Origin of the sequence: Enteractinococcus coprophilus (assembly GCF_006716305.1) — a bacterium.
Taxonomy (GTDB): domain Bacteria; phylum Actinomycetota; class Actinomycetes; order Actinomycetales; family Micrococcaceae; genus Yaniella; species Yaniella coprophila.
The window spans coordinates 163,276-182,868 of the sequence record NZ_VFOU01000004.1 but is presented as its reverse complement, the minus strand read 5'-3'; the positions used below and the strand labels follow the sequence as shown (position 1 = coordinate 182,868).

The following is a 19,593-nucleotide window of genomic DNA, read 5'->3' as shown; positions in this document are numbered from 1 at the left end:
AATCAGCCCGGCTCGGTCGTAGACTCGCTACACCAAAAGACTGCTGCACTACGTGACCTGCAACCTGTGCCCGCACCGAGGTGTGAGCGGTAGTCCTGAGCACATCGATCATTGCGGCCTGACTTATTGGCTGGAGAAGAAAGTGTGACTGATGTTCAAGAAATGGTTCAGTACCGGCACTTCGAAAAAACCGCTTGGCAAGCTGGTGGGAGGCGCTTCAGCAGCGCTTGGTCTTGGTGCCGTCGTCACCTATGATCTGCTGCAGAAACGATCAGGCGTACTCCGCAATTATCCGCTCATTGGACACGGACGAAGTCTACTGCTGAAAATCCGTCCCGAAATTCAGCAATACTTCATCGAACGAGATTGGGACGGTCGCCCCTTCGATCGAACCGCACGTGAACTGATTTATGCGCGTTCACGCGATGGTAAAAGTGAAGAATCCTTCGGCACGGTGCACGATATCACCGCAGAAGGCAAAGAATGGTTTGTCCATTCGATCACCCCGGTCAAACCACTGTCCACCCCGCCACGGGTTCGGGTGGGCGGTGCAGAGTGCGCAAAACCTTATGACATGGCACTGCTCAATGTCTCTTCGATGAGCTACGGCTCCTTATCGGCCAATGCAATACAGGCACTCAATGCCGGAGCAGCGAAAGGCCAGTTTGCTCATGACACCGGAGAGGGTGGAATCTCTCCGCACCACTTGGCTGGGGGCGGGGACTTAGTCTGGGAGATCGGCACCGCATACTTCGGTGCTCGCACGGAAGCTGGTGAATTTGACCCGCAGAAATTTGCTGAACGAGCCTCCCTGGATGCTGTCAAGATGGTGTCACTGAAGCTGAGTCAGGGTGCTAAACCTGGCATTGGTGGGGTACTCCCTCAAGCCAAAATCACTGCAGAGATCGCTGAGATCCGAGGCGTCCCGCGCGATGAAAAATGTATCAGTCCGCCCTATCACACTGTTTTTTCTACCCCGGTAGAGCTCATCGAATTCATTGCCACTATGCGTGAGCTGGCCGGTGGAAAACCCGCTGGATTCAAGCTGTGCGTGACTTCACAACGCGACGTGTTAGCGATTTGTAAAGCGATTCATCAAGTGGGCACTGCACCGGATTTCATCATTGTGGACGGGTCAGAAGGCGGCACGGGAGCCGCTCCCGTGGAGTTCGAGGACTACATTGGGATGCCCTTAACCCAAGGTCTCATGACGGTACATAATGCGCTGGTCGGGGCCGGACTACGCGACCGCATTCGAATAGGTGCTGCCGGAAAGATTGCTGAAGGCAGTGACATCGTCCGAAGGCTGCTTCAAGGAGCCGACTACCTCAACTCAGCGCGCGCCATGATGATGGCTCTGGGATGTATTCAAGCCATGAGGTGTGCCGAGAATACCTGCCCGGTGGGTGTCGCGACGCAAAATAGACGCCGCCAACGAGCACTTCACGTCCCAACGAAAACTGAATACGTCTACAACTACCAACGCAACACCGTACGAGAAGCGCTGCGGGTCATGGCCGCTCTTGGGGTTCAACATCCCGACGACCTGCATCCTGAAATGCTTCGGCGTAACCTGGCCGAAGGAAAAAGCGCTTCCTACGCAGAGCTGTATGACTGGCTGGAACCAGGACAACTCTATAGAGATCCACCCGGCCAGTGGCGTCAAGCATGGCAAGAAGCCAGCCCGGATCGATTTGGTCCGCGCAGTGTTTTCCGCACTACATAGTTTTGGGTCGACGTGCCAGTGCCCTGGACGCTCATCGTAGAAGAAGAGATGGAATCACCAAGCTGAACCGCGGCGTCGGCCAACCGCACTCTTGCTTCTCGCTATGACATTCGAAGCCGAATCCCCGACGGCAGCATCATGGGGGGACTTGGGTTGGTCCGATCGATATGCGCCACCTTTGAGGTTGCTTGGGCGGATGGGGTGCAATAACATATCGGGCATGAAGCAATGATCCTGTTCCGCCCCGCGTCTGAGGCTGCAGCCCGGCGGGGAATGTCCTATCGCAGGAATCATTGTGTCGAGTTTTACTTCATTTACGCACCTGAAAGTCTCAGGAATCTCCAAAGCCTTTCCCGACCGCCGTGTCTTGAGCAATATTTCTTTCGCGGTGGCCCACCACGATCGGGTCGGCATCATTGGTGAAAATGGTTCTGGCAAGACCACCTTGTTGCGTATTTTGGCCGGCGAGCTGCCTCCCGATGACGGCAGCGTGGATATTTTTACCTCGCATGGCGACAAGCTGCACATCGGACTGCTCCACCAACAACCGCAGTTTCCTCACGCGCTGACCGTGACAGCAGTCCTTGAGCAAGCGGTAATACGCTTGCGTTCCGCGGAAGCCGCGGTGGTCGATGCGGCACAAGCCATAGCCGAAACGCCACAAGCCTCCGGTGTACTGAATGACTATATGGCCGCCATTGGGGCCGCCGAACGTCTCGGAGCGTGGGGGATCGAGGCACATGTTGAAACGACGATGCACGGGCTCGGGTTGGACGAATTAGCTCGTAACAAAACTGTCGGGCAACTCTCCGGAGGTCAGCGCGCCCGTCTAGCGATGGCCAGTCTCCTCTTGTCAGCCCCGGATATCCTCTTATTAGACGAACCAACCAATCACCTGGATGATATGGCGCTGGGGTATTTGGCAACGGTGATATCCGAATGGCACGGCCCGGTGATCATGGTCAGTCATGACCGGGCATTTCTCGACGAGACGGTGGTGTCCATTCTGGATTTAGATCCGGCACCTCGAGCGCTCGCCGATCCGGCGATCGATGAGGCACTACCCAGTGAGGGCGTCACACGTTTCAGTGGTGCTTATTCGGATTACCTGACGTTCCAATTGGCAGCACGCCAGCGTTGGCAACATCAATATGATCAAGAACAAGCCGAGATCAGACGTTTGCACGCCGCCGTAGATGAGCACCAGGTGGTGGGTCACACTGATTGGAAGCCGCGCACCGAAAGCCGAATCGCAAAGAAATATCATGCAGACCGAAACGCCAAAGTCGTGGCCCGGCGAGTCAATGACGCCCGCTCCCGTCTCGCCGAAGCTGAACAACATCAGATCGTCCGGCCACCTGACCGACTCGCATTTCAAGGGCTGCAGGTCGCTATACAAGATACTGCGACGTCGGCTGCAGCGGACGAAGCGCTGATTCGAGCCAAAAACGTCACGGTAGCAGGACGTCTCGCACCGATCTCACTCACCATTAGTCAGGGAGAGCACCTGCTGATCACCGGCGCCAACGGCACCGGTAAAACCACCCTCCTGGAAGTGCTGGCAGGCAACCTGACACCCACCGGTGGAAGATTTGAACGCTTGGCGGAGCTGACTTACCGAATGCTTCGTCAAGAAAGTGATTGGGACGAGGTGGCCGACCAAACCGCCCGCGCAGTGTACGAACAGACCGTAGGAATTGAACGTGCTGCAACCTTACCGCTATCGACCTTCGGCCTACTGAGTCCTCGCGATGAAACCCGCACCCTGGCGACGTTGAGCGTCGGCCAACAACGCCGCTTGGATTTAGCAGTCTTACTTGCTAACCCGCCAGAGGTGCTCTTGCTGGATGAGCCCACCAACCATCTGTCCTTGTTATTAGTCACCGAATTGGAGGCATCGATTCAGGACTACCCGGGGACGGTCATCATTGCCACACACGACCGGTGGTTGCGCGAGCGCTGGCGGGGAAAACGCCTCCACCTCCAAGACAAGGGGTAGTTGTGGTGGGGATCTCCTATGTCACTGGTGAGTGCGGTCGATGAGCTGATATACGCTGCTGATCAGGTGTGATGCCCTGGGGCGAACACTTCTTTATGTGCTTTCGCGCGGCATCTGGCACACTAGAATGATCATCACAACCATTGAAGGAATCCATGTCGTATACACCACCGCCACCTAGCCCATATCAGTCGGATAAAGCTTCATCCTCGCCGCAGCGAAATCGGCGCCCCGGCACCCGCATGCTCATCGCCGGGTTGATCCTGATTGGTATCAGCGTCATAGGCGGCATTATCGCCGTGGTGGCTTTGACCGTTTCGTCGTTCGGTAAGTTCGAAGAGTTCGCGTCCTCGACGTATTCCATTGAAGAACACGTCACGGTCGATGGTCTCGGAGATAATCAGTGGTTTATTTATCAAGACCCCGACGTCATGTCAGGTGCCAGCTGCTCGGTGACTGACGAACAGGGCAATGACATCACCAATCGTTCTGCTGATATGAACATGTCAGTCGATGACCTGTCCTATCAGGCCATCCAGTCCTTTGAATCCACCGCCGACGGCGTGTATGAAATCTCCTGCACCGACTACCCGGTCGCCCTCGGTGGTTCATTACCACTGGGCGGTCTCATCGGCGTTGGTATCAGCCTCCTCCTGGCAGGACTGCTCTTCCTGGTCGGTGCAGTGCTGACCATTATTGGTCTGGTACGTCGCGCTAAATCCAAACGACAGCAATCCCCGCCCTACGGTGGTGGCTCCTACCCGGGTTATGGTCAAGGACAACAGCCGTACTATCCGGGGCCGTCCGCGTGACCCAGACGCACCACCACCAGACCGCGGATTCCTTTCGACGTCCCGTTGCAGGCTATATTCTGGCCAGCATTGTCGTGGGAGTGCTTGGTCTGGTGACCGCCATCGCGATCACGGTCTCGGGCATTATGAATACTTTTTCCGACGTCGGGGAATCCTATGCCGATGCTTTCGAGACCGGGGTGCGCGTGGGGCCACAGGCGTCCTCAATTGACCTTCAGGGCGCTAAATATACGATCCTGTCGCTCTACTATGGTGACGAGGAACCCTCCGTCACAGATCAAATGCAACAGTGTGACATCACCGACCCAGAGGGGCACCCGGTGATGTCAAATACTTCATCACAGCAGGTCACCGAATCCCAAGCCGCCGCCGCGGGTTATCACCTGCCAGGCCTGCATCACGTGATTTTCACCCATTTTGAAGCCCGCGAAGGAACCTATACCGTTCAGTGCCGGCAGGAAGCTATCGTCAGCGACGGCTCCAGCTATCAGATGAGCAACACCGCGCTGCAAGGTGTCCTGATCGGCCTGAGCAGCGTGATTCTTGCGGGCGGATTATTCATCATGGGCATCGTGAACAGTTCACGCAATAAAAAAGCCCAAGCCGAAGAACTCGCCCTGGCGCATCAGGCCGGCCTCAGCTAGTGCTTGGCTGCAACGCTGAGTCTCACCTGGGTTTGTGTCGCCTGCGTGAAGGCCACGGTGGGCAGCCGTTCGGCGTCTTTACTAAGCTGAGGGACATGATGAATTGTTCGGATCCAGCCGGTCGCATCCATACTGAAGTGCTAGAGGGCGGGCCACGACGTGTGGTATTTTTTCACGGACTCATGGGGCGCGGGAAAAACTTCACGACCATTGCCCGAGGTCTCCAAGAAACCACGACCTCCCTGCTCGTAGATTTGCCCAACCACGGGGCCTCGTGCTGGACCGAGAACTTCGACTATATCCACATGGCCGATCTGGTGGCAGCCGAACTTCGGCGGGATTTCTGTCAAGACGAACCAGCCGTGGTCCTGGGCCACTCGATGGGTGGGAAAGTCGCGATGCTGCTTGCGCTGCGCCATCCCGAACTAATCGCCGGGCTGATCATCGAAGACATCTCGCCGGTAAACTCCTCAGCCAGCGAATTTGAACACCTCTTGGGAACGCTGCTGAAACTGGATCTATCGCAGATTACGTCACGCCGTGATGCCCACGCCAAGCTCAAGACAGATATCGATGACGCCGGCGTTCGCAGCTTCTTATTGCAAAATCTCATCCGCGATGATCATGACGGGTTCAGGTGGCAGCCGAACCTTCAGATGCTGTACGACAATCTGCCCACCGTCGTAGATTTTCCGGCTGTCGAGCAAACCTATGATGACCATCCTGTGTTGTGGGTCAAAGGTTCCGAATCGGATTACATCAACGACGAAGCCAGCGTCGCCATGCGCGAACTGTTCCCCGTCACCCGAAAAATTCAGATTCGCAACGCGGGGCATTGGGTGCACTCCGAACAGCCCAAACTCTTCACCGAAACCATCAATTACTACATTGCCGGACGCTACGATGCCTAACCCAGTTGTGCCCGTGACGAGCACGCACCTTGCAGCTGTGCGGTTTTGATACCCTAGCGTTGTGACAACCCAAGAAGAACTTGCCCCCGCCATCCCTCAGGTCCCCGTTGGACCGGGCGGCCGCGACGCGCTCATCGGCCGCCGCGTGTTTCCGTCCCCGCTGATGCGACGCATCACCTATGCGGTGGTGTTTGAAATTCTGGCGGTTGGGTTCACGACCCTAATTCTCGCGTTACTGGGGAACGATTCAGGCTCGTCTTTTCTGGTTGGTCTCGTGTCGTCAACGGTTGCCCTGACCTGGAACCTCATCTTCAACTGGGGTTTTGAGGCCTTTGAACGTCGCATCAAGATCACGCACCGACCGTGGTACATGCGCGTCACTCACGCCGTATTATTCGAAGGCGGGCTGGTGGCTATGTTGGTGCCGGCAATTGCCTGGATCCTGGGTGTGAGCCTGCTTGAAGCCTTCATCCTAGAAATCGGCTTGCTGATTTTCTTTTTGATCTACACCGCGATCTATGCCTGGGCCTTCGACCGAGTCTTCGGGCTGCCCGAACCCCGATCACACTATGGACGTTAACCAAAGTTTTGCACTGCCGGGCGAACAGCCGTCGATAAAACCCGCCGCTGACGCATACAGTAGAAGCATGTCCAAAACGCATTTAAAAGGTAACCCCGTCAACATCGTCGCCGATATCCCAGCCATCGGATCGACCATCCCAGAATTCACCCTGGTTGGCACCGACCTCTCCGAGGTCACGCAGTCTGATTATCAAGGCCAGTGGCTGCTGTTGAACATTTTCCCATCTCTGGACACCGGCGTGTGTGCCAATAGTGTGCGCAAGTTCAACGAGCGCGCAGGCAACCTGGACAACACCGTGGTGCTAAATATCTCCAAAGACCTGCCATTCGCTCAAGCTCGCTTCTTTGAGACCGAAGGCATCGAGGGTGCACGTGCTGCTTCAGCGTTCCGTTCCACCTTTGGTGAAGACTACGGTGTCCAACTAGCCGACTCACCCATGAAAGGCCTGCTCGCGCGCACCGTTGTGGTCGCCAACCCGGAAGGCGAAGTTACCTACACCCAGCTCGTCAACGAAATCACCACCGAACCTGACTATGACCACGTCATGGAACATTTGGGTGCCTAACCCAGCATAGAAAACCACCCGGCGTGAACTACCAGCACTCTTCCGAACCCGGATCGTCGCCAGACCCCGACGATCAGCGACCTGACCAATACCGGCAGGCCTCTGAAGAGCGCGCTGGCAGTCCGCCACCCCCGCCCGGACCACCGCCATACGGTCCGGGCGATCGCGTCTCAGGTGACTACGGCCCCTATGGGCCCAGCCCGTTCAACGATGGGCCATACCGTACGGGTTCACCGGATCCTGGTTACGGGCACCAGGACCCGCGATTCGACCCACGCTGGGTGCATTCACCACACCATCCGAGAGATGAATCACGGCCCCAACCGTATTTTGAGAACCACTACTCCGGACCCGAACAGCACTCCCCACCACCCCGTCGTCGGGGTCCGCTGAGTCTTATCCTTAACGGGATCGGCATCCTGGCCTTTGGGTTCTTGCTCATCGGCTTTCTGTCGCTGGTCTTTGACTGGGACCGCCAAGATATCGCGGGTGATAACTTTTCTCTCGAAGAATTCTTTGCACCAGGCACCGAAACAGAACACGCTGAACCGGCGGTTCCAAAGGCCGAAGAATCGACCGGTGGTCTGGTCGAGCAGCTCGATCACGTCCACGAGGGTATTACCATCGATTGGGAGAACGGGGGTCGGCATACCGGCCCCGGTCTTGATCCCGGCCAAGAAGTAACGGATGCACCCGGTATTTTTATGGTCGACACCCAGGTCTACCAATATCTCGGGTTCGGATCCGGCATGGTGGTCAGTGCTGACGGGCTGGCCATCACCAATTATCACGTGGTTGAATCCTCCATGTCGGTGTCGATCACTATGGCCGATACCAATGAGCGCTATTCCGCCACCGTGCTGGGCCGCGATGCCAGCCAAGACATCGCCGTATTGCAAATCGACACCGATGAACCACTGGAAGTTGCCTCTATCAATCCAGGCGAAGTTGACCTGGGCGATACGGTCGCTGGCGTTGGCAATGCCGGTGGTCAGGGCTACTTGACCTCAGTGGTTGGTGAAGTTCAAGGCACTAGCGAAACCATCCATATCGAACCGCAAGAACCCGGCTCACCGGCACAATGGTTAGATGACCTCATCATGATTACCGCTGACATCGTGCCCGGATATTCGGGTGGACCGACCGTTGATGCCAACGGACAAGTGATCGGGGTGTCGACCGCGGCAAGCCAAAACACCACGGACACCGATGAAGCGTATGGGTATGCGGTGCCGATCGTCAGCGCACTAGACGTCGTCGAGCAGGTTCTTGCCGGCGATGATTCCGGCGACGTCGTCATTGGTGCTGGGGGAGCGCTGGGCATCGTAGTCTCATCCGAACCCGACGCTGGGGCACGCATCATGGAGGTCATGAATGGCTCTGCAGGGCATCAAATCGGACTGCAGCCTGATGACGTGATTCTAGAAATCGACGGCAACGAGGTGCTCAACTCCTCATATATTTCACGCTACGTGCGAGATAAAAACCCCGGTGACGAAGTCGACGTCGTGTGGCGCACCGTCGATGGCGAAATACGTAGCGACACGGCGATCCTTGAGGAAGCCTCGATCAACTAAGGTCGTGGTTGGCCGGTGAGAGCTGATCGTCAACATACACATCCCGGGCGGCAAGCGCACCGGCGGCCGCCATGAGTACGGCTAACGCAAAAAGAAACACTAGCGTCGTCGTCCAGGTGTTGTTGGCCGTGTATAACATGCCCACCAGCATGGGACCGATTCCGGCCAGGATATAGCCAACGGGTTGGACGAACCCCGAGAGCCTGGCGGTAATTTCGTGGTCGATGCTGCGGGCAGGAATTAGGGAGATGGCGGTTGCAAATGCCATGCCGCCAATGCCCAGGAGTATAGCCCACACCCAGCGCCCCTCGGCGGGCCAAAGAAAGAGGCCCAGATAGCCCAGGGCGCTAAAAGCGCCAAAGGCCACCGGCCAGACCCATAGGCGTTTCGAGCGGTCTACCACGGTGGGCATAATGATACTGCCCACCAACCCAATGACCGCTGCGGTGGCCAGCAGTAAGCCGGCCTCATTGGCGCTGACACCGGCGTCGCGATAGATCTGGGGCAACCACCCGAATTGCACGTACACCTGGGTGGATTGTAAGGAAAAGAAGGCCATCATGGCCCAAGCTGCCGGCGAGCGGAACATCCGTTTTGTTGGGCTCGTGTGCGCTGGAGTGCGGGGATAGTCATAACCGATTCGTCTCGTGACGATAAACCACAGCACCGCCGGGATGATCGCAAGCACGCCCCACAACGATAATGCGCCACGCCACCCGACTCCCGGGCTGAACCATTCGGAGAGCAGTTGCGCAACCGGGGCGGTGAAGGCCGCACCGATCGCTCCGGCCGCCACCACACACACCGAATACACCGTCATGAGCTTGACCGTATGCTGACGGCCATGAATTTTGATCCAGGCGGGCATCAGCACATTGGCAATCGCAATGCCGGTCAGGCCAATGATCGACAAGATCAAAAACAGCCAGGAATTATCCACCCAAGCCCGCAGACCAATACCAAAAACCAGCGCCAGGGCTGATAACAGAAGGGTGGCGGAGATGCCAAAGCGCTTGCCGATCCGGACTGCGAGCAGCCCGAGAATTCCGAAGATCAGGCCTGGAAGCGACGTTAACAAGCCCAGCGCGCCGCCCCCAAACTGCATTCCCTCACCGATTTCGGCCAGCAGGGGACCGATCGAACTTGCCGCGGCCCTCAGATTCAGTGCCAGCGCGAACACGGAGATGAACATGAACCCATAGGTCAGCGTTTTGGGTGTGGCGGCGACAGCGGTGCGATTGGACATACGATCAGTTCTACCCGTATCCGGGGCAATTTCGTCACGTACTACGGTCCAAGACGGATCGGTCGGCAAGATCTCAGGTGTGCTTTACACTAGGAACGTGGCCATTTCATACACACCCACAGTGTCTTCGGCCGCAGCACATCTTACATTTCTACCTTCAAACGAGGTATGCCCATGACCAATCAGACCACCACACGTGAAGATCTTCGTAACGTTGCCATTGTCGCCCACGTAGACCACGGAAAAACCACCCTGGTCAACGCTATGTTGACCGCGACCGGGGCGTTCGGCGAGCACAAACAAGTCGAAGACCGTGTGATGGACTCTGGGGAACTGGAAAAAGAAAAGGGCATCACCATCCTGGCCAAAAACACCACGGTGTTTTACTCGGGCCCAGCCTCCAATGGTGAAGAAGTCACGATCAATGTGATCGATACTCCAGGGCACGCGGATTTCGGTGGTGAAGTCGAACGTGGTCTGTCGATGGTCGACGGCGTCGTGTTGCTCGTGGATTCCTCGGAAGGCCCCTTGCCACAGACCCGCTTTGTGTTGCGCAAGGCTCTTGAGGCAGCTAAACCGGTGATCTTGTTGGTCAATAAAGTTGACCGTCCCGATGCCCGCATCGACGGCGTCGTGTCCGATTCGATGGACCTGCTGTTAGGGTTGGCAGAAGACGTCGCCAAAGATGTCCCAGACCTGGATCTGGACGCCGTCCTTGATGTTCCTGTTGTGTATGCTTCGGGCAAAGCCGGCCGTGCATCGACCGTGCAGCCCGCCGATGGTCAGCTACCAGACAACGAAGATCTGGAACCGCTGTTTGCCACCATCATGGAACACATCCCAGCTCCGACCTATGACGAAAACGAAGTCCTGCAGGCTCACGTCACAAACTTGGACTACTCGCCGTTCTTGGGACGTCTGGCGCTGCTGCGCATCCATAACGGCACCCTGAATAAAAACCAGACCGTGGCCTGGTCATCCGAAAGCGGCATCAAAAACGTCAAGATTACCGAGCTGCTCGAGACCAAAGGTCTTGATCGCGTCCCGGCAGAGGTTGCTCGGCCAGGTGAGATCGTGGCTGTGGCCGGTATCGAAGACATCATGATCGGCGATACGTTGACCGATCCGGATAACCCGAAGCCATTGCCACAAATCACCGTTGAAGACCCCTCGATCTCGATGACCCTGGGCGTGAACACCTCGCCGCTGGCCGGCAAGGTCAAAGGTGCCAAAGTCACCGCGCGCCAGATCAAGGACCGCTTGGAGCGTGAACTGATCGGCAACGTTTCGCTGAAAATCCTGCCGACCGACCGCCCAGACACCTGGGAAGTCCAGGGTCGTGGCGAGCTAGCATTGGCCATTTTGGTAGAACAGATGCGCCGCGAAGGGTATGAAATGACCGTGGGCAAACCCCAGGTCGTGACCAAAGAGATCGACGGCGTCTTGCACGAACCGATGGAACTGATGACCATCGACATCCCAGAAGAACACATGGGGGCTGTCACTCAGCTGATGGCATCCCGCAAGGGCCTCATGGAGAGCATGGTCAATAACGGCACCGGCTGGGTCCGCATGGAATTTAAAGTTCCTGCTCGCGGTCTGATCGGTTTCCGTACCCGCTTTTTGACCGAAACCCATGGTGCCGGTATCGCGTCATCGTATGCTGCTGGCTATGAGCCCTGGGCCGGAGCCATCATCTACCGGGCAACCGGTTCCATCGTGTCTGACCGTTCCGGTACAGCTACCCCGTATTCGATGATCAACCTGCAAGAACGTGCCTCGTTCTTCATCCAGCCGGGCGCTGAAGTCTACGAAGGCATGGTGTTGGGCGAAAACTCACGCAACGAAGACATGGATGTCAACATCGTGCGTGAAAAGAAACAAACCAACGTGCGTGCAGCCTCCGCCGACAACTTCGAAGGCCTCACACCACCCCGGATTCTGACCCTTGAAGAATCTTTGGAATGGGTCCGAGATGACGAATGTGTCGAAGTCACTCCAGAAGCGATCCGGATGCGTAAGGTGGTGCTTGATGCGAATGAACGAGTCAAACTCGCCCGAGCACGGGCACGCGCACAAGCACAGTAAGCGCAACACCACCGTTGGCTGGAGCCTCGCCGGGATCCTGTTGGGTGTCATCACCGGGGCGGTCGGCACCGTCCTGCACCTGAATTCCTATTGGACCGGCAGCTTTGGTCTACCCTGGGGTGTCGTCTTGGCCCTGGTGATCGCCTGGTTGGCCCAGCGGTGGATTGCACTGCGCAGCGTCAGTATTGTCGCCACTGGCCTGACCGGCATCGCCCAATATCTCACCCTGGCCGCGATGGTCGGACTCAGCACGGGGAATCATTTCAGCGTGCCGCTCAATGAGCAGACCTGGGAGTTTGTGCCCCACCTCGTGATCGCCACACTGGCCTGGAACATTGCGATTGTTGCGGTGACTTTACTGAGTATGCTCCAGTTAGCTCGCACCATCCGGCGCACCAAAGCCCAGCTTGCGGCAGACCAGACACATCTGACACCCGCTTTCAGTGCGTGGGATAAACAGTAGACTGTACAACACGAAACGCTGTGAAGGAGCAACGCGAAGATGACCTACGTAATCGCCTTACCATGTGTTGACCTGAAGGATAAGTCCTGCATTGATGAATGCCCGGTGGACTGTATTTATGAAGGTGAGCGCATGCTCTACATCCATCCGGATGAATGCGTAGACTGCGGCGCTTGTGAACCCGTCTGCCCGGTGGAAGCCATCTACTACGAGGATGACACCCCGGAAGAGTGGGCTGACTACTACGATGCGAATGTCGAATTCTTTGATGACATCGGCTCCCCGGGAGGAGCCGCCAAACTCGGGTTGATTCCGAAAGACCACCCGCTGGTTGCCGCCCTTCCGCCACAGGAGCATGACGTTTAATGCTTGACCTGCCTGAATATCCTTGGCAGTTGCTGGCCCCCTATAAAGCCACCGCACAAGCCCATCCCGCTGGCCTTGTCGATCTGTCGATCGGCGCGCCTGTGGATCCCACTCCAGACGTCGTGCAAGCTGCCTTGCAATCTGCGACCAACTGGCCTGGATATCCGGGGTCTTCTGGCGCCGATGAGCTTCGCGACGCCATCACCGAATGGTATGGCCGACGTCGCCAGGTCAAAAACCTGACGCGCGACAACGTGACAGCAACCGTGGGCTCCAAGGAGTTCATTGCCTGGCTGCCCCTACTACTGGGGTTAGGCCCGGGCGACGTCATTGTGTACCCAACCGTGGCGTATCCGACCTATGACATCGGCGCCAAGATCGTTGGTGCCACCTCGGTCACAGCCGATTCATTAACTGAGCTCGATGCAGACACTCGAACCAAAGTGAAACTGGTTTGGGTCAACTCACCGGCCAACCCGACCGGGATCGTGCAGGAGATCAGTACACTCCGTGCCATCGTCGACGACGCACGTGCCATCGGCGCCGTCGTCGCGTCAGATGAATGCTATGCCGAACTAGGCTGGGGACGTTGGGAGACCGAGCAGATCCCCTCAATTCTGCATCCCCGGGTCTCCGGGGAGGACTACACCGGGCTGTTGTCGGTGTACTCGCTGTCGAAACAGTCGAATATGGCCGGTTACCGTGCCGCTTTTGTTGCCGGCGATGCCGAACTTATTGCAGCACTGATCAACCTGCGCTCCCACACCGGCATGGTCGTGCCCGGCCCGATTCAGCAGGCCACGATCGCAGCCTTGGCAGATGAGGAACACGTGGCGCAACAAAAAGCGCTCTATCGAACACGCCGCCAGAAACTGGTGACCGCCATTGAAGCTGCCGGCTTGGTCATTGATCACTCACAAGCAGGTCTATATTTGTGGGTGCGCGACCCGACGGTAACAGACCCGACGGCCGAGGATTCATGGGCATTACTCGATCGCTTTGCTCAGGCTGGCATTTTGGTGGGGCCCGGAGTGTTTTACTCGTCGGCCGGTAACGGATACATCCGCGCCTCGATCACGGCGACCGATCATGAAGTCGAACAAGCAGTGTCCCGACTCAAAGCGGGGTTATGATTACAACGTTTGGCCATAAAATCCCAAGCGTTTCTAAAGTTGGTAAATTTGTACGGCAGAGCCATAACGAATAGCGCCACGGACCTGTGGCCATAGTGCAAGCATCACTTTGCACGGACAAGAGGGAAAACCATGACAGATAAACACGACGGCAAGCTTACGGTAGGCGAGAACTACGTAGACCTGGCACGTGTTGAAGCAACCGCGGGAAATGATGGTTTGAGTATCGCCACTGTGCTGCGTGATACCGAGACCGTCACGTATGACCCCGGTTTCATGAACACCGCCAATGCTCGCTCCGCCATCACCTATATTGATGGGGAAAACGGCATTCTGCGCTACCGTGGCTACCCAATTGATGAGCTGGCTGAAAAATCTTCCTTCCTGGAAGTCGCCTACCTGTTGATCTACGGCGAACTGCCAACTAGTGACGAGTTCGATGCCTGGGATCAGAACATCCGTTCGCACACAATGTTGCATGAAGATATTAAAGCTTTCTTCGACGGATTCCCTCGTAACGCTCACCCGATGGCGGTTTTGTCTTCCGCAGTCTCTGCACTGTCGACCTTCTACGAAGATTCCCTGGACCCATTTGATGAAGAACAGGTCCATATCTCGACTATCCGGTTGATGTCTAAGGTGCCAGTGCTGGCTGCCTACGCATATAAGAAGTCGATCGGTCAGCCTTTCTTGTACCCAGACAACTCGCTGAACCTCACCGAAAACTTCTTGCGCTTGACTTTCGGTGTCCCCACCGAACCGTATGAGCTGGACCAGGACATGGTTGATGCGTTGGATATGCTGCTCATTTTGCACGCAGACCATGAGCAGAACTGCTCGACTTCCACCGTTCGTTTAGTCGGATCATCACACGCCAACATCTTCGGTTCGATCTCAGCCGGAATCAACGCCCTGTTTGGTCCACTGCACGGTGGCGCCAACGAGGCCGTGTTGAATATGCTCAACCAGATCAAAGATGAAGGTTTGAGCCCAGAACAGTTCATGGACAAAGTCAAAGACAAAGAATCAGGCATCCGCCTGATGGGCTTTGGCCACCGTGTCTACAAGAACTACGATCCACGTGCTCGGATTGTCAAAGCCACTGCAGAGAAGATCCTCAATAAGCTCGGTGGCAATGACGAACGTCTCGAGATCGCGATGCGCCTGGAAGAGCGTGCCCTCAATGATGATTACTTCATTGAACGCAAGCTCTACCCGAACGTCGACTTCTACACCGGACTCATCTACAGTGCAATGGGCTTCCCACCACGGATGTTCACCCCGCTGTTTGCACTGGGTCGTCTGCCAGGCTGGATCGCACAGTGGCGCGAAATGATTGCTGACGAGGAAACTCGCATCGGTCGTCCACGCCAGGTCTACGTCGGAGAAGATCTGCGACACTACCCGAATTCGAAATAAACAGCGATGAGATGCTTGATGCCCCACCTCGGTGGGGCATCACTCGTTAAGAAGCTTATGACGGACAGTGCTTGGTCGTGATCTGACTAGCAGTCGCAATATCGGGGTTGAAACCGGTAGCCTCTTCCCATTCGGCAAACGCTTCTACAAGTGCTCCCTGTGTAACTACCGTACGCAATGCCTCGGTGAGCGCATCACAGTGTGCCGGATCGGTACCGATCCAATACTGATGTGCCTCCAAAAGCTCGTCAGCGACCTCCAGATCCTCTTCCGCAGCGATATCGGACCACGATAACAATTCATAAGTCGCAGCGAGGTTTGGATCAAGCATTACACCGGCAAGTTGCATATCGTCAGCGGCAATCGCGTCAAAACGACCCGAGCGCATCCCGACTTCGCACTCACTGACCGTCTGCTGAACTGTGACATTTTCAATTGGCAGTTCCACTGACGCAGCCGCAGAGTTCGCGACAACACATACGGGTGCTTCGACCAATTCCGCAGCTGAAGTAATTGACTCTAGTGGCTCAATCGTCGTTATGGCGTTTTCTGTTTCATCTGCTGCTTGCCGGATTAACAGTGCTGACTTAGCGGTGGCATAAGGACCTACCCACCCGAGCTGGTCAGTCAACTGCGACTCGGATAACTGACCGAGCATAAACTCCAGCTCGCCATTTTGAATGGCCGCTATCGTGTCGTTGGCTGCGCTGATAGGTACCCAGCGCACTTGGGCTTCTGGCTCTATGGTGTCCAACTCAGCTGCGACCGCCCGTCCTAGTGCGATCTCGGCACCGGAAGTTTCGACGGGATCGCTGCCAGAAGCTAACCCAGGAGAAGACAAGACCACGCCGATATTGACCACTTCTTCGGTATCCGCACCATCATCCGTCACCGGATCCTCGGTCGTGCCACAACCGCTCAAAACCACGGCAAATGTTACCGCTGCCAAGCATGCCGATGATCCTCTGAGACGACGCAAGAGTTTTTTAGCCACGATCAGACATTAGCCCAAGTAACCTACCAAGCCCAATGATTCGACTTGCGATAGCCGGCAAGCTAGGCGATCCCCGCCCGAAATCCTCTATCGGCGAGATAGCTGATGAGAACCCCACCTGTATGGACGCCGCCTTCAACACTGACAAAACCTGTAAAGCTGAAAGTGGCTAGTCCGGGACTGGCTGGCCGGGTAGGTTGATTGGCACACTGGCGTTGTCGTGACTCATGACAAAACTGACCTCCGTGATGGGGTGTCTTGCCTATGAATTGTCCGATGACAACGGTGGGCCGACACCGCCCGGTCCACCTTGGTGGCCTGATAGAAGCATGTCCAACATTGAGCGTTGTGACCCGTTACAGTTTTGCCCCGAAGTGATTCCTGTCCGGGCTCGGTGTCAGCCGATAGCGACCGAAACACGGTCCGCGAACAGATCCGAAGGGAAACAATCGCTATGTCCACTATCGTTTCACACCAGTATGCATATGTCATCGGAGTCGACACCCACGCTGCAACACACACCTATGCTGTGGTCACCAACAGTGGCGTTCATGTCGATACCCAAACGTTTCCGACCACAAAACCTGGGCTGCGACGGGCTCTGTCATGGGCCGGGCGACGGACCGACGGAGACCTGGATAGTCTGTGGGTCATCGAGGGCATCGGCAGCTACGGGGCTGAGCTGGCCAAAGCAGTCGATACGGCAGGCTACGAAGTCGTCGAGGCGCCTCGTATGAGCAACAAAACCCGCCGAGGTATTGGTAAAACTGATCCCATTGATGCGTTCCGTATTGCCAGCGCAGTCTTGCCATTGGCCACTGACCGGCTACGCAAACCACGAGGTCACGACGACATTCAGAGTGCACTGCAGATTTTGTTGACCGCCAGAGACGAATTAGCACGCGAACGCACCAGAGCCATCAACGCCCTAACTGCGTTACTGCGGACCATTGATTTAGGCATCGATGCACGGCATGCACTCGGGATGAAAATCATCAGCCAGATCGCATCCTGGCGTAGCAGAAAAGAACCCATCAGCTTAGCTATCGCACGCAGCGAGGCTATTCGTTTAGCGCAACGCGTCCGACAAGCCCACACTGAGATTCTCCAGAATGACAAACAGCTGTCGAACCTGATTGCACAAAGTCCCGCTGCTGACCTCACCAACGAAACTGGCATCGGACCAGTCACAGCAGCCACGATGCTCGTGGCGTGGGCTTATCCCGGAAGGCTCCGCAACGAGGCAGCATTTGCCGCTCTAGCTGGTGCAAGCCCACTGCCAGCTTCCTCAGGTAACACGGTGCGATACCGGCTCAACCGAGGCGGTGACCGCCAACTCAACCGAGCCCTCAACGTGATCGCGATGCACCGAACAATCCATGATCCCGAAACCCAAGCTTATGTCGAAAAACGACGCATCGAAGGCAAAACTGACCGAGAGATACGTAGATGCTTGAAACGCTATCTGGCCCGTCGAATTTACCGGCACCTCAATCAAGCCGCTCACTCAGCAAAAAGGTATTGACATCTATAGAAGCTTCATAGACTGTGGTAGTCAGACCGTAGCGGGTGCTGACATATTTAGGTAACTTTTACCCCTGCAACAGGTCCGCGTTTACCTGAAATTGTGGCGTCCGACAAGCATCGTTAGCAACTTCATGAGACAATAGGGGCATGGGCGATGCGATATTGATGATTGAAATTCTGGTGTTAGGTGTTCTCATCATCGGATTTTTGGCACTCATTATCACGCGTGGACAGCAACATTTGGTGAAACCTATGGCTGAGCCACTCCCGACACTGCCTCCGGTGCTTTTGCCGGAGGCACAGGAAGTTACCGCCCGAGATATTCAAGACATTCGTTTTGCTGTTGGACTGCGAGGGTATCGCACCGACCAGGTGGATCAGGTACTCGCTCGGCTTTCCGCCGCGATCGAAGCACGTGATCGACAGATCGCAGACTTGCGCCACGTAGCGGAAAATTCTTAACCCTAGTCCGACGAACAATCCAAGAAACATGTCAACCGTTCGCGTCGCGGCATAGACGCGTATAGAAAGGAACAGTAATGGCTGCAATGAAGCCTCGTACCGGTGACGGTCCAATGGAAGTTGTCCGTGAGCAACGCAAACTTGTAATGCGTATTCCTACTGACGGTGGTGGACGCCTTGTCGTGGAGCTCAACGATGAAGAAGCTCAAGAACTCAAAGACGCACTCTCCGGCGTGATCAACGTCAGCTAACCCCTGGTGAGGCCTAAGCCCGGGTCGCCAATAACAGACCTGTTCCGGTGGGTATAAGCGCTGATGTCTGCCAAACCGAGGTGTCGTCACGCAGTGTATGGTCCACCTCGCGCAGCATAACCGTTGACGCATCTCGAACCGCCGGACGCGGCACCCGATCTTGGTCTAACGCATCATGAATAATCACCGTGCCACCGGAGCGGAGCACACGAGCCGCTTCGGTGACATGGTATTCCAGCAATAGTGGGTCTGCATCAATGAAGACGAGGTCATAAGCCGATGCAGACAGCTTTGGCAACACCGTTCGACCACGCCCTGCAATCAGCCGGGTCGTGGAGCTGGGATAGCCATCTGCAACGAACACTTCGCGAGCGGCGCGTTGGGCTTCTGCATCTGGATCTAGTGAGGTCAGGACAGCTCCAGTTGGCGCACCACGCATCAGGGCCAAACCAGATACGCCAGCTCCCGTCCCCAACTCCACCATCGTTTGTGGTCGAGATGCAGCAGCTAAGAAGGTCAACATCGATGCGGTGCCTTCAGACACTGGAGTGATACCAAGCTCTGCCGAACGATCACGAGCCATCAACAACACGTCGTCTTCAACTGGACGTGCTTCAGCAAAGGCCCAGCTAGCGTATTTGCCGGTCTGTTGTGGGCTCAGCGCCTTCATAACTTGTGTACTCCCGTTGATTGTTGACGTCTGCGCGACTTATGCTCACTACATTGTAAAGCCCGCGAGACGCGTTCTCGTATTCATGCCAAACAACCATTGTCGTTTCAGAATATTCTCAGAATCATTTGCCACAATAAGGGCAGTTTGGAATTAT

19 protein-coding genes are annotated in these 19,593 nt (G+C 56.2%); 16 read left to right on the top strand and 3 right to left on the bottom strand.

What is annotated here, in order from left to right:
• Positions 1-151: 151 nt before the first annotated feature.
• From FB556_RS12060 to FB556_RS12025, 8 genes are all read left to right on the top strand, one after another.
• A complete protein-coding gene (locus FB556_RS12060) occupies positions 152-1,726 on the top strand; it encodes an FMN-binding glutamate synthase family protein (RefSeq protein WP_141868064.1) in 1,575 nt (524 codons plus the stop codon).
• 295 nt (positions 1,727-2,021) lie between these two features.
• Positions 2,022-3,725, top strand: a complete 1,704-nt coding sequence (locus FB556_RS12055; protein ID WP_246057466.1) for an ABC-F family ATP-binding cassette domain-containing protein — start codon at positions 2,022-2,024, stop codon at positions 3,723-3,725.
• A gap of 155 nt (positions 3,726-3,880) precedes the next feature.
• Positions 3,881-4,537, top strand: a complete 657-nt coding sequence (locus tag FB556_RS12050) for a hypothetical protein (protein ID WP_141868059.1) — start codon at positions 3,881-3,883, stop codon at positions 4,535-4,537.
• Positions 4,534-5,181, top strand: a complete 648-nt coding sequence (locus FB556_RS12045; protein WP_141868057.1) for a hypothetical protein — start codon at positions 4,534-4,536, stop codon at positions 5,179-5,181. The genes FB556_RS12050 and FB556_RS12045 overlap by 4 nt, the downstream gene beginning before the upstream one ends.
• A gap of 95 nt (positions 5,182-5,276) precedes the next feature.
• Entirely contained in the window at positions 5,277-6,092 is an 816-nt protein-coding gene (locus tag FB556_RS12040) for an alpha/beta fold hydrolase (protein WP_141868055.1), read from the top strand.
• Between the two features lie 61 nt (positions 6,093-6,153).
• Positions 6,154-6,672 (top strand): PACE efflux transporter, encoded by a 519-nt coding sequence (locus FB556_RS12035; protein ID WP_246057464.1) that lies wholly within the window; start codon positions 6,154-6,156, stop codon positions 6,670-6,672.
• A 67-nt stretch (positions 6,673-6,739) separates the two neighbouring features.
• Positions 6,740-7,240: a thiol peroxidase gene (tpx, locus tag FB556_RS12030; RefSeq protein WP_141868053.1), complete on the top strand. Its 501-nt coding sequence runs from the start codon at positions 6,740-6,742 to the stop codon at positions 7,238-7,240.
• A 23-nt stretch (positions 7,241-7,263) separates the two neighbouring features.
• Positions 7,264-8,817, top strand: coding sequence for a S1C family serine protease (locus FB556_RS12025; protein WP_246057462.1), 1,554 nt, complete (start codon positions 7,264-7,266; stop codon positions 8,815-8,817).
• On the opposite strand, the gene FB556_RS12020 is transcribed toward FB556_RS12025, so the two are convergent.
• A complete protein-coding gene (locus FB556_RS12020; protein ID WP_141868051.1) occupies positions 8,810-10,063 on the bottom strand; it encodes an MFS transporter in 1,254 nt (417 codons plus the stop codon). The genes FB556_RS12025 and FB556_RS12020 overlap by 8 nt on opposite strands.
• Positions 10,064-10,237: 174 nt before the next feature.
• Between FB556_RS12020 and typA the strand changes: the two genes are divergently transcribed.
• The 5 genes from typA (at position 10,238) to FB556_RS11995 (ending at position 15,532) form a co-directional block, all read left to right on the top strand.
• On the top strand, positions 10,238-12,151 hold the full coding sequence (gene typA, locus FB556_RS12015) for a translational GTPase TypA (RefSeq protein WP_141868049.1): 1,914 nt from the start codon (positions 10,238-10,240) through the stop codon (positions 12,149-12,151).
• Positions 12,102-12,614: a hypothetical protein gene (locus FB556_RS12010; protein WP_141868047.1), complete on the top strand. Its 513-nt coding sequence runs from the start codon at positions 12,102-12,104 to the stop codon at positions 12,612-12,614. Before typA ends, FB556_RS12010 begins: the two co-directional genes overlap by 50 nt.
• 39 nt (positions 12,615-12,653) lie before the next feature.
• On the top strand, positions 12,654-12,980 hold the full coding sequence (gene fdxA, locus FB556_RS12005) for a ferredoxin (RefSeq protein WP_141868045.1): 327 nt from the start codon (positions 12,654-12,656) through the stop codon (positions 12,978-12,980).
• Positions 12,980-14,113, top strand: coding sequence for a succinyldiaminopimelate transaminase (gene dapC, locus FB556_RS12000; RefSeq protein ID WP_141868043.1), 1,134 nt, complete (start codon positions 12,980-12,982; stop codon positions 14,111-14,113). The genes fdxA and dapC overlap by 1 nt, the downstream gene beginning before the upstream one ends.
• Before the next feature lie 132 nt (positions 14,114-14,245).
• Positions 14,246-15,532, top strand: a complete 1,287-nt coding sequence (locus FB556_RS11995) for a citrate synthase (protein ID WP_141868041.1) — start codon at positions 14,246-14,248, stop codon at positions 15,530-15,532.
• Between the two features lie 55 nt (positions 15,533-15,587).
• Here the strand turns inward: FB556_RS11995 and FB556_RS11990 are convergent, their stop codons facing one another.
• Positions 15,588-16,526 carry a type 2 periplasmic-binding domain-containing protein gene (locus FB556_RS11990; protein ID WP_170200466.1) on the bottom strand — a complete coding sequence of 313 codons (939 nt, stop codon included), beginning with the start codon at positions 16,524-16,526 and terminating at the stop codon, positions 15,588-15,590.
• Positions 16,527-16,980: 454 nt separating this feature from the next.
• Between FB556_RS11990 and FB556_RS11985 the strand changes: the two genes are divergently transcribed.
• From FB556_RS11985 to FB556_RS11975, 3 genes are all read left to right on the top strand, one after another.
• Complete coding sequence (locus FB556_RS11985) at positions 16,981-18,051, top strand: IS110 family RNA-guided transposase (RefSeq protein ID WP_141864909.1); 1,071 nt, start codon at positions 16,981-16,983, stop codon at positions 18,049-18,051.
• Positions 18,052-18,200: 149 nt separating this feature from the next.
• A complete protein-coding gene (locus FB556_RS11980; RefSeq protein WP_141868037.1) occupies positions 18,201-18,515 on the top strand; it encodes a DivIVA domain-containing protein in 315 nt (104 codons plus the stop codon).
• Positions 18,516-18,592: 77 nt separating this feature from the next.
• Positions 18,593-18,766 carry a DUF3117 domain-containing protein gene (locus tag FB556_RS11975; protein ID WP_141868035.1) on the top strand — a complete coding sequence of 58 codons (174 nt, stop codon included), beginning with the start codon at positions 18,593-18,595 and terminating at the stop codon, positions 18,764-18,766.
• 13 nt (positions 18,767-18,779) lie between these two features.
• Here the strand turns inward: FB556_RS11975 and FB556_RS11970 are convergent, their stop codons facing one another.
• Positions 18,780-19,436: an O-methyltransferase gene (locus FB556_RS11970; protein WP_141868033.1), complete on the bottom strand. Its 657-nt coding sequence runs from the start codon at positions 19,434-19,436 to the stop codon at positions 18,780-18,782.
• Between the last annotated feature and the right edge of the window lie 157 nt (positions 19,437-19,593).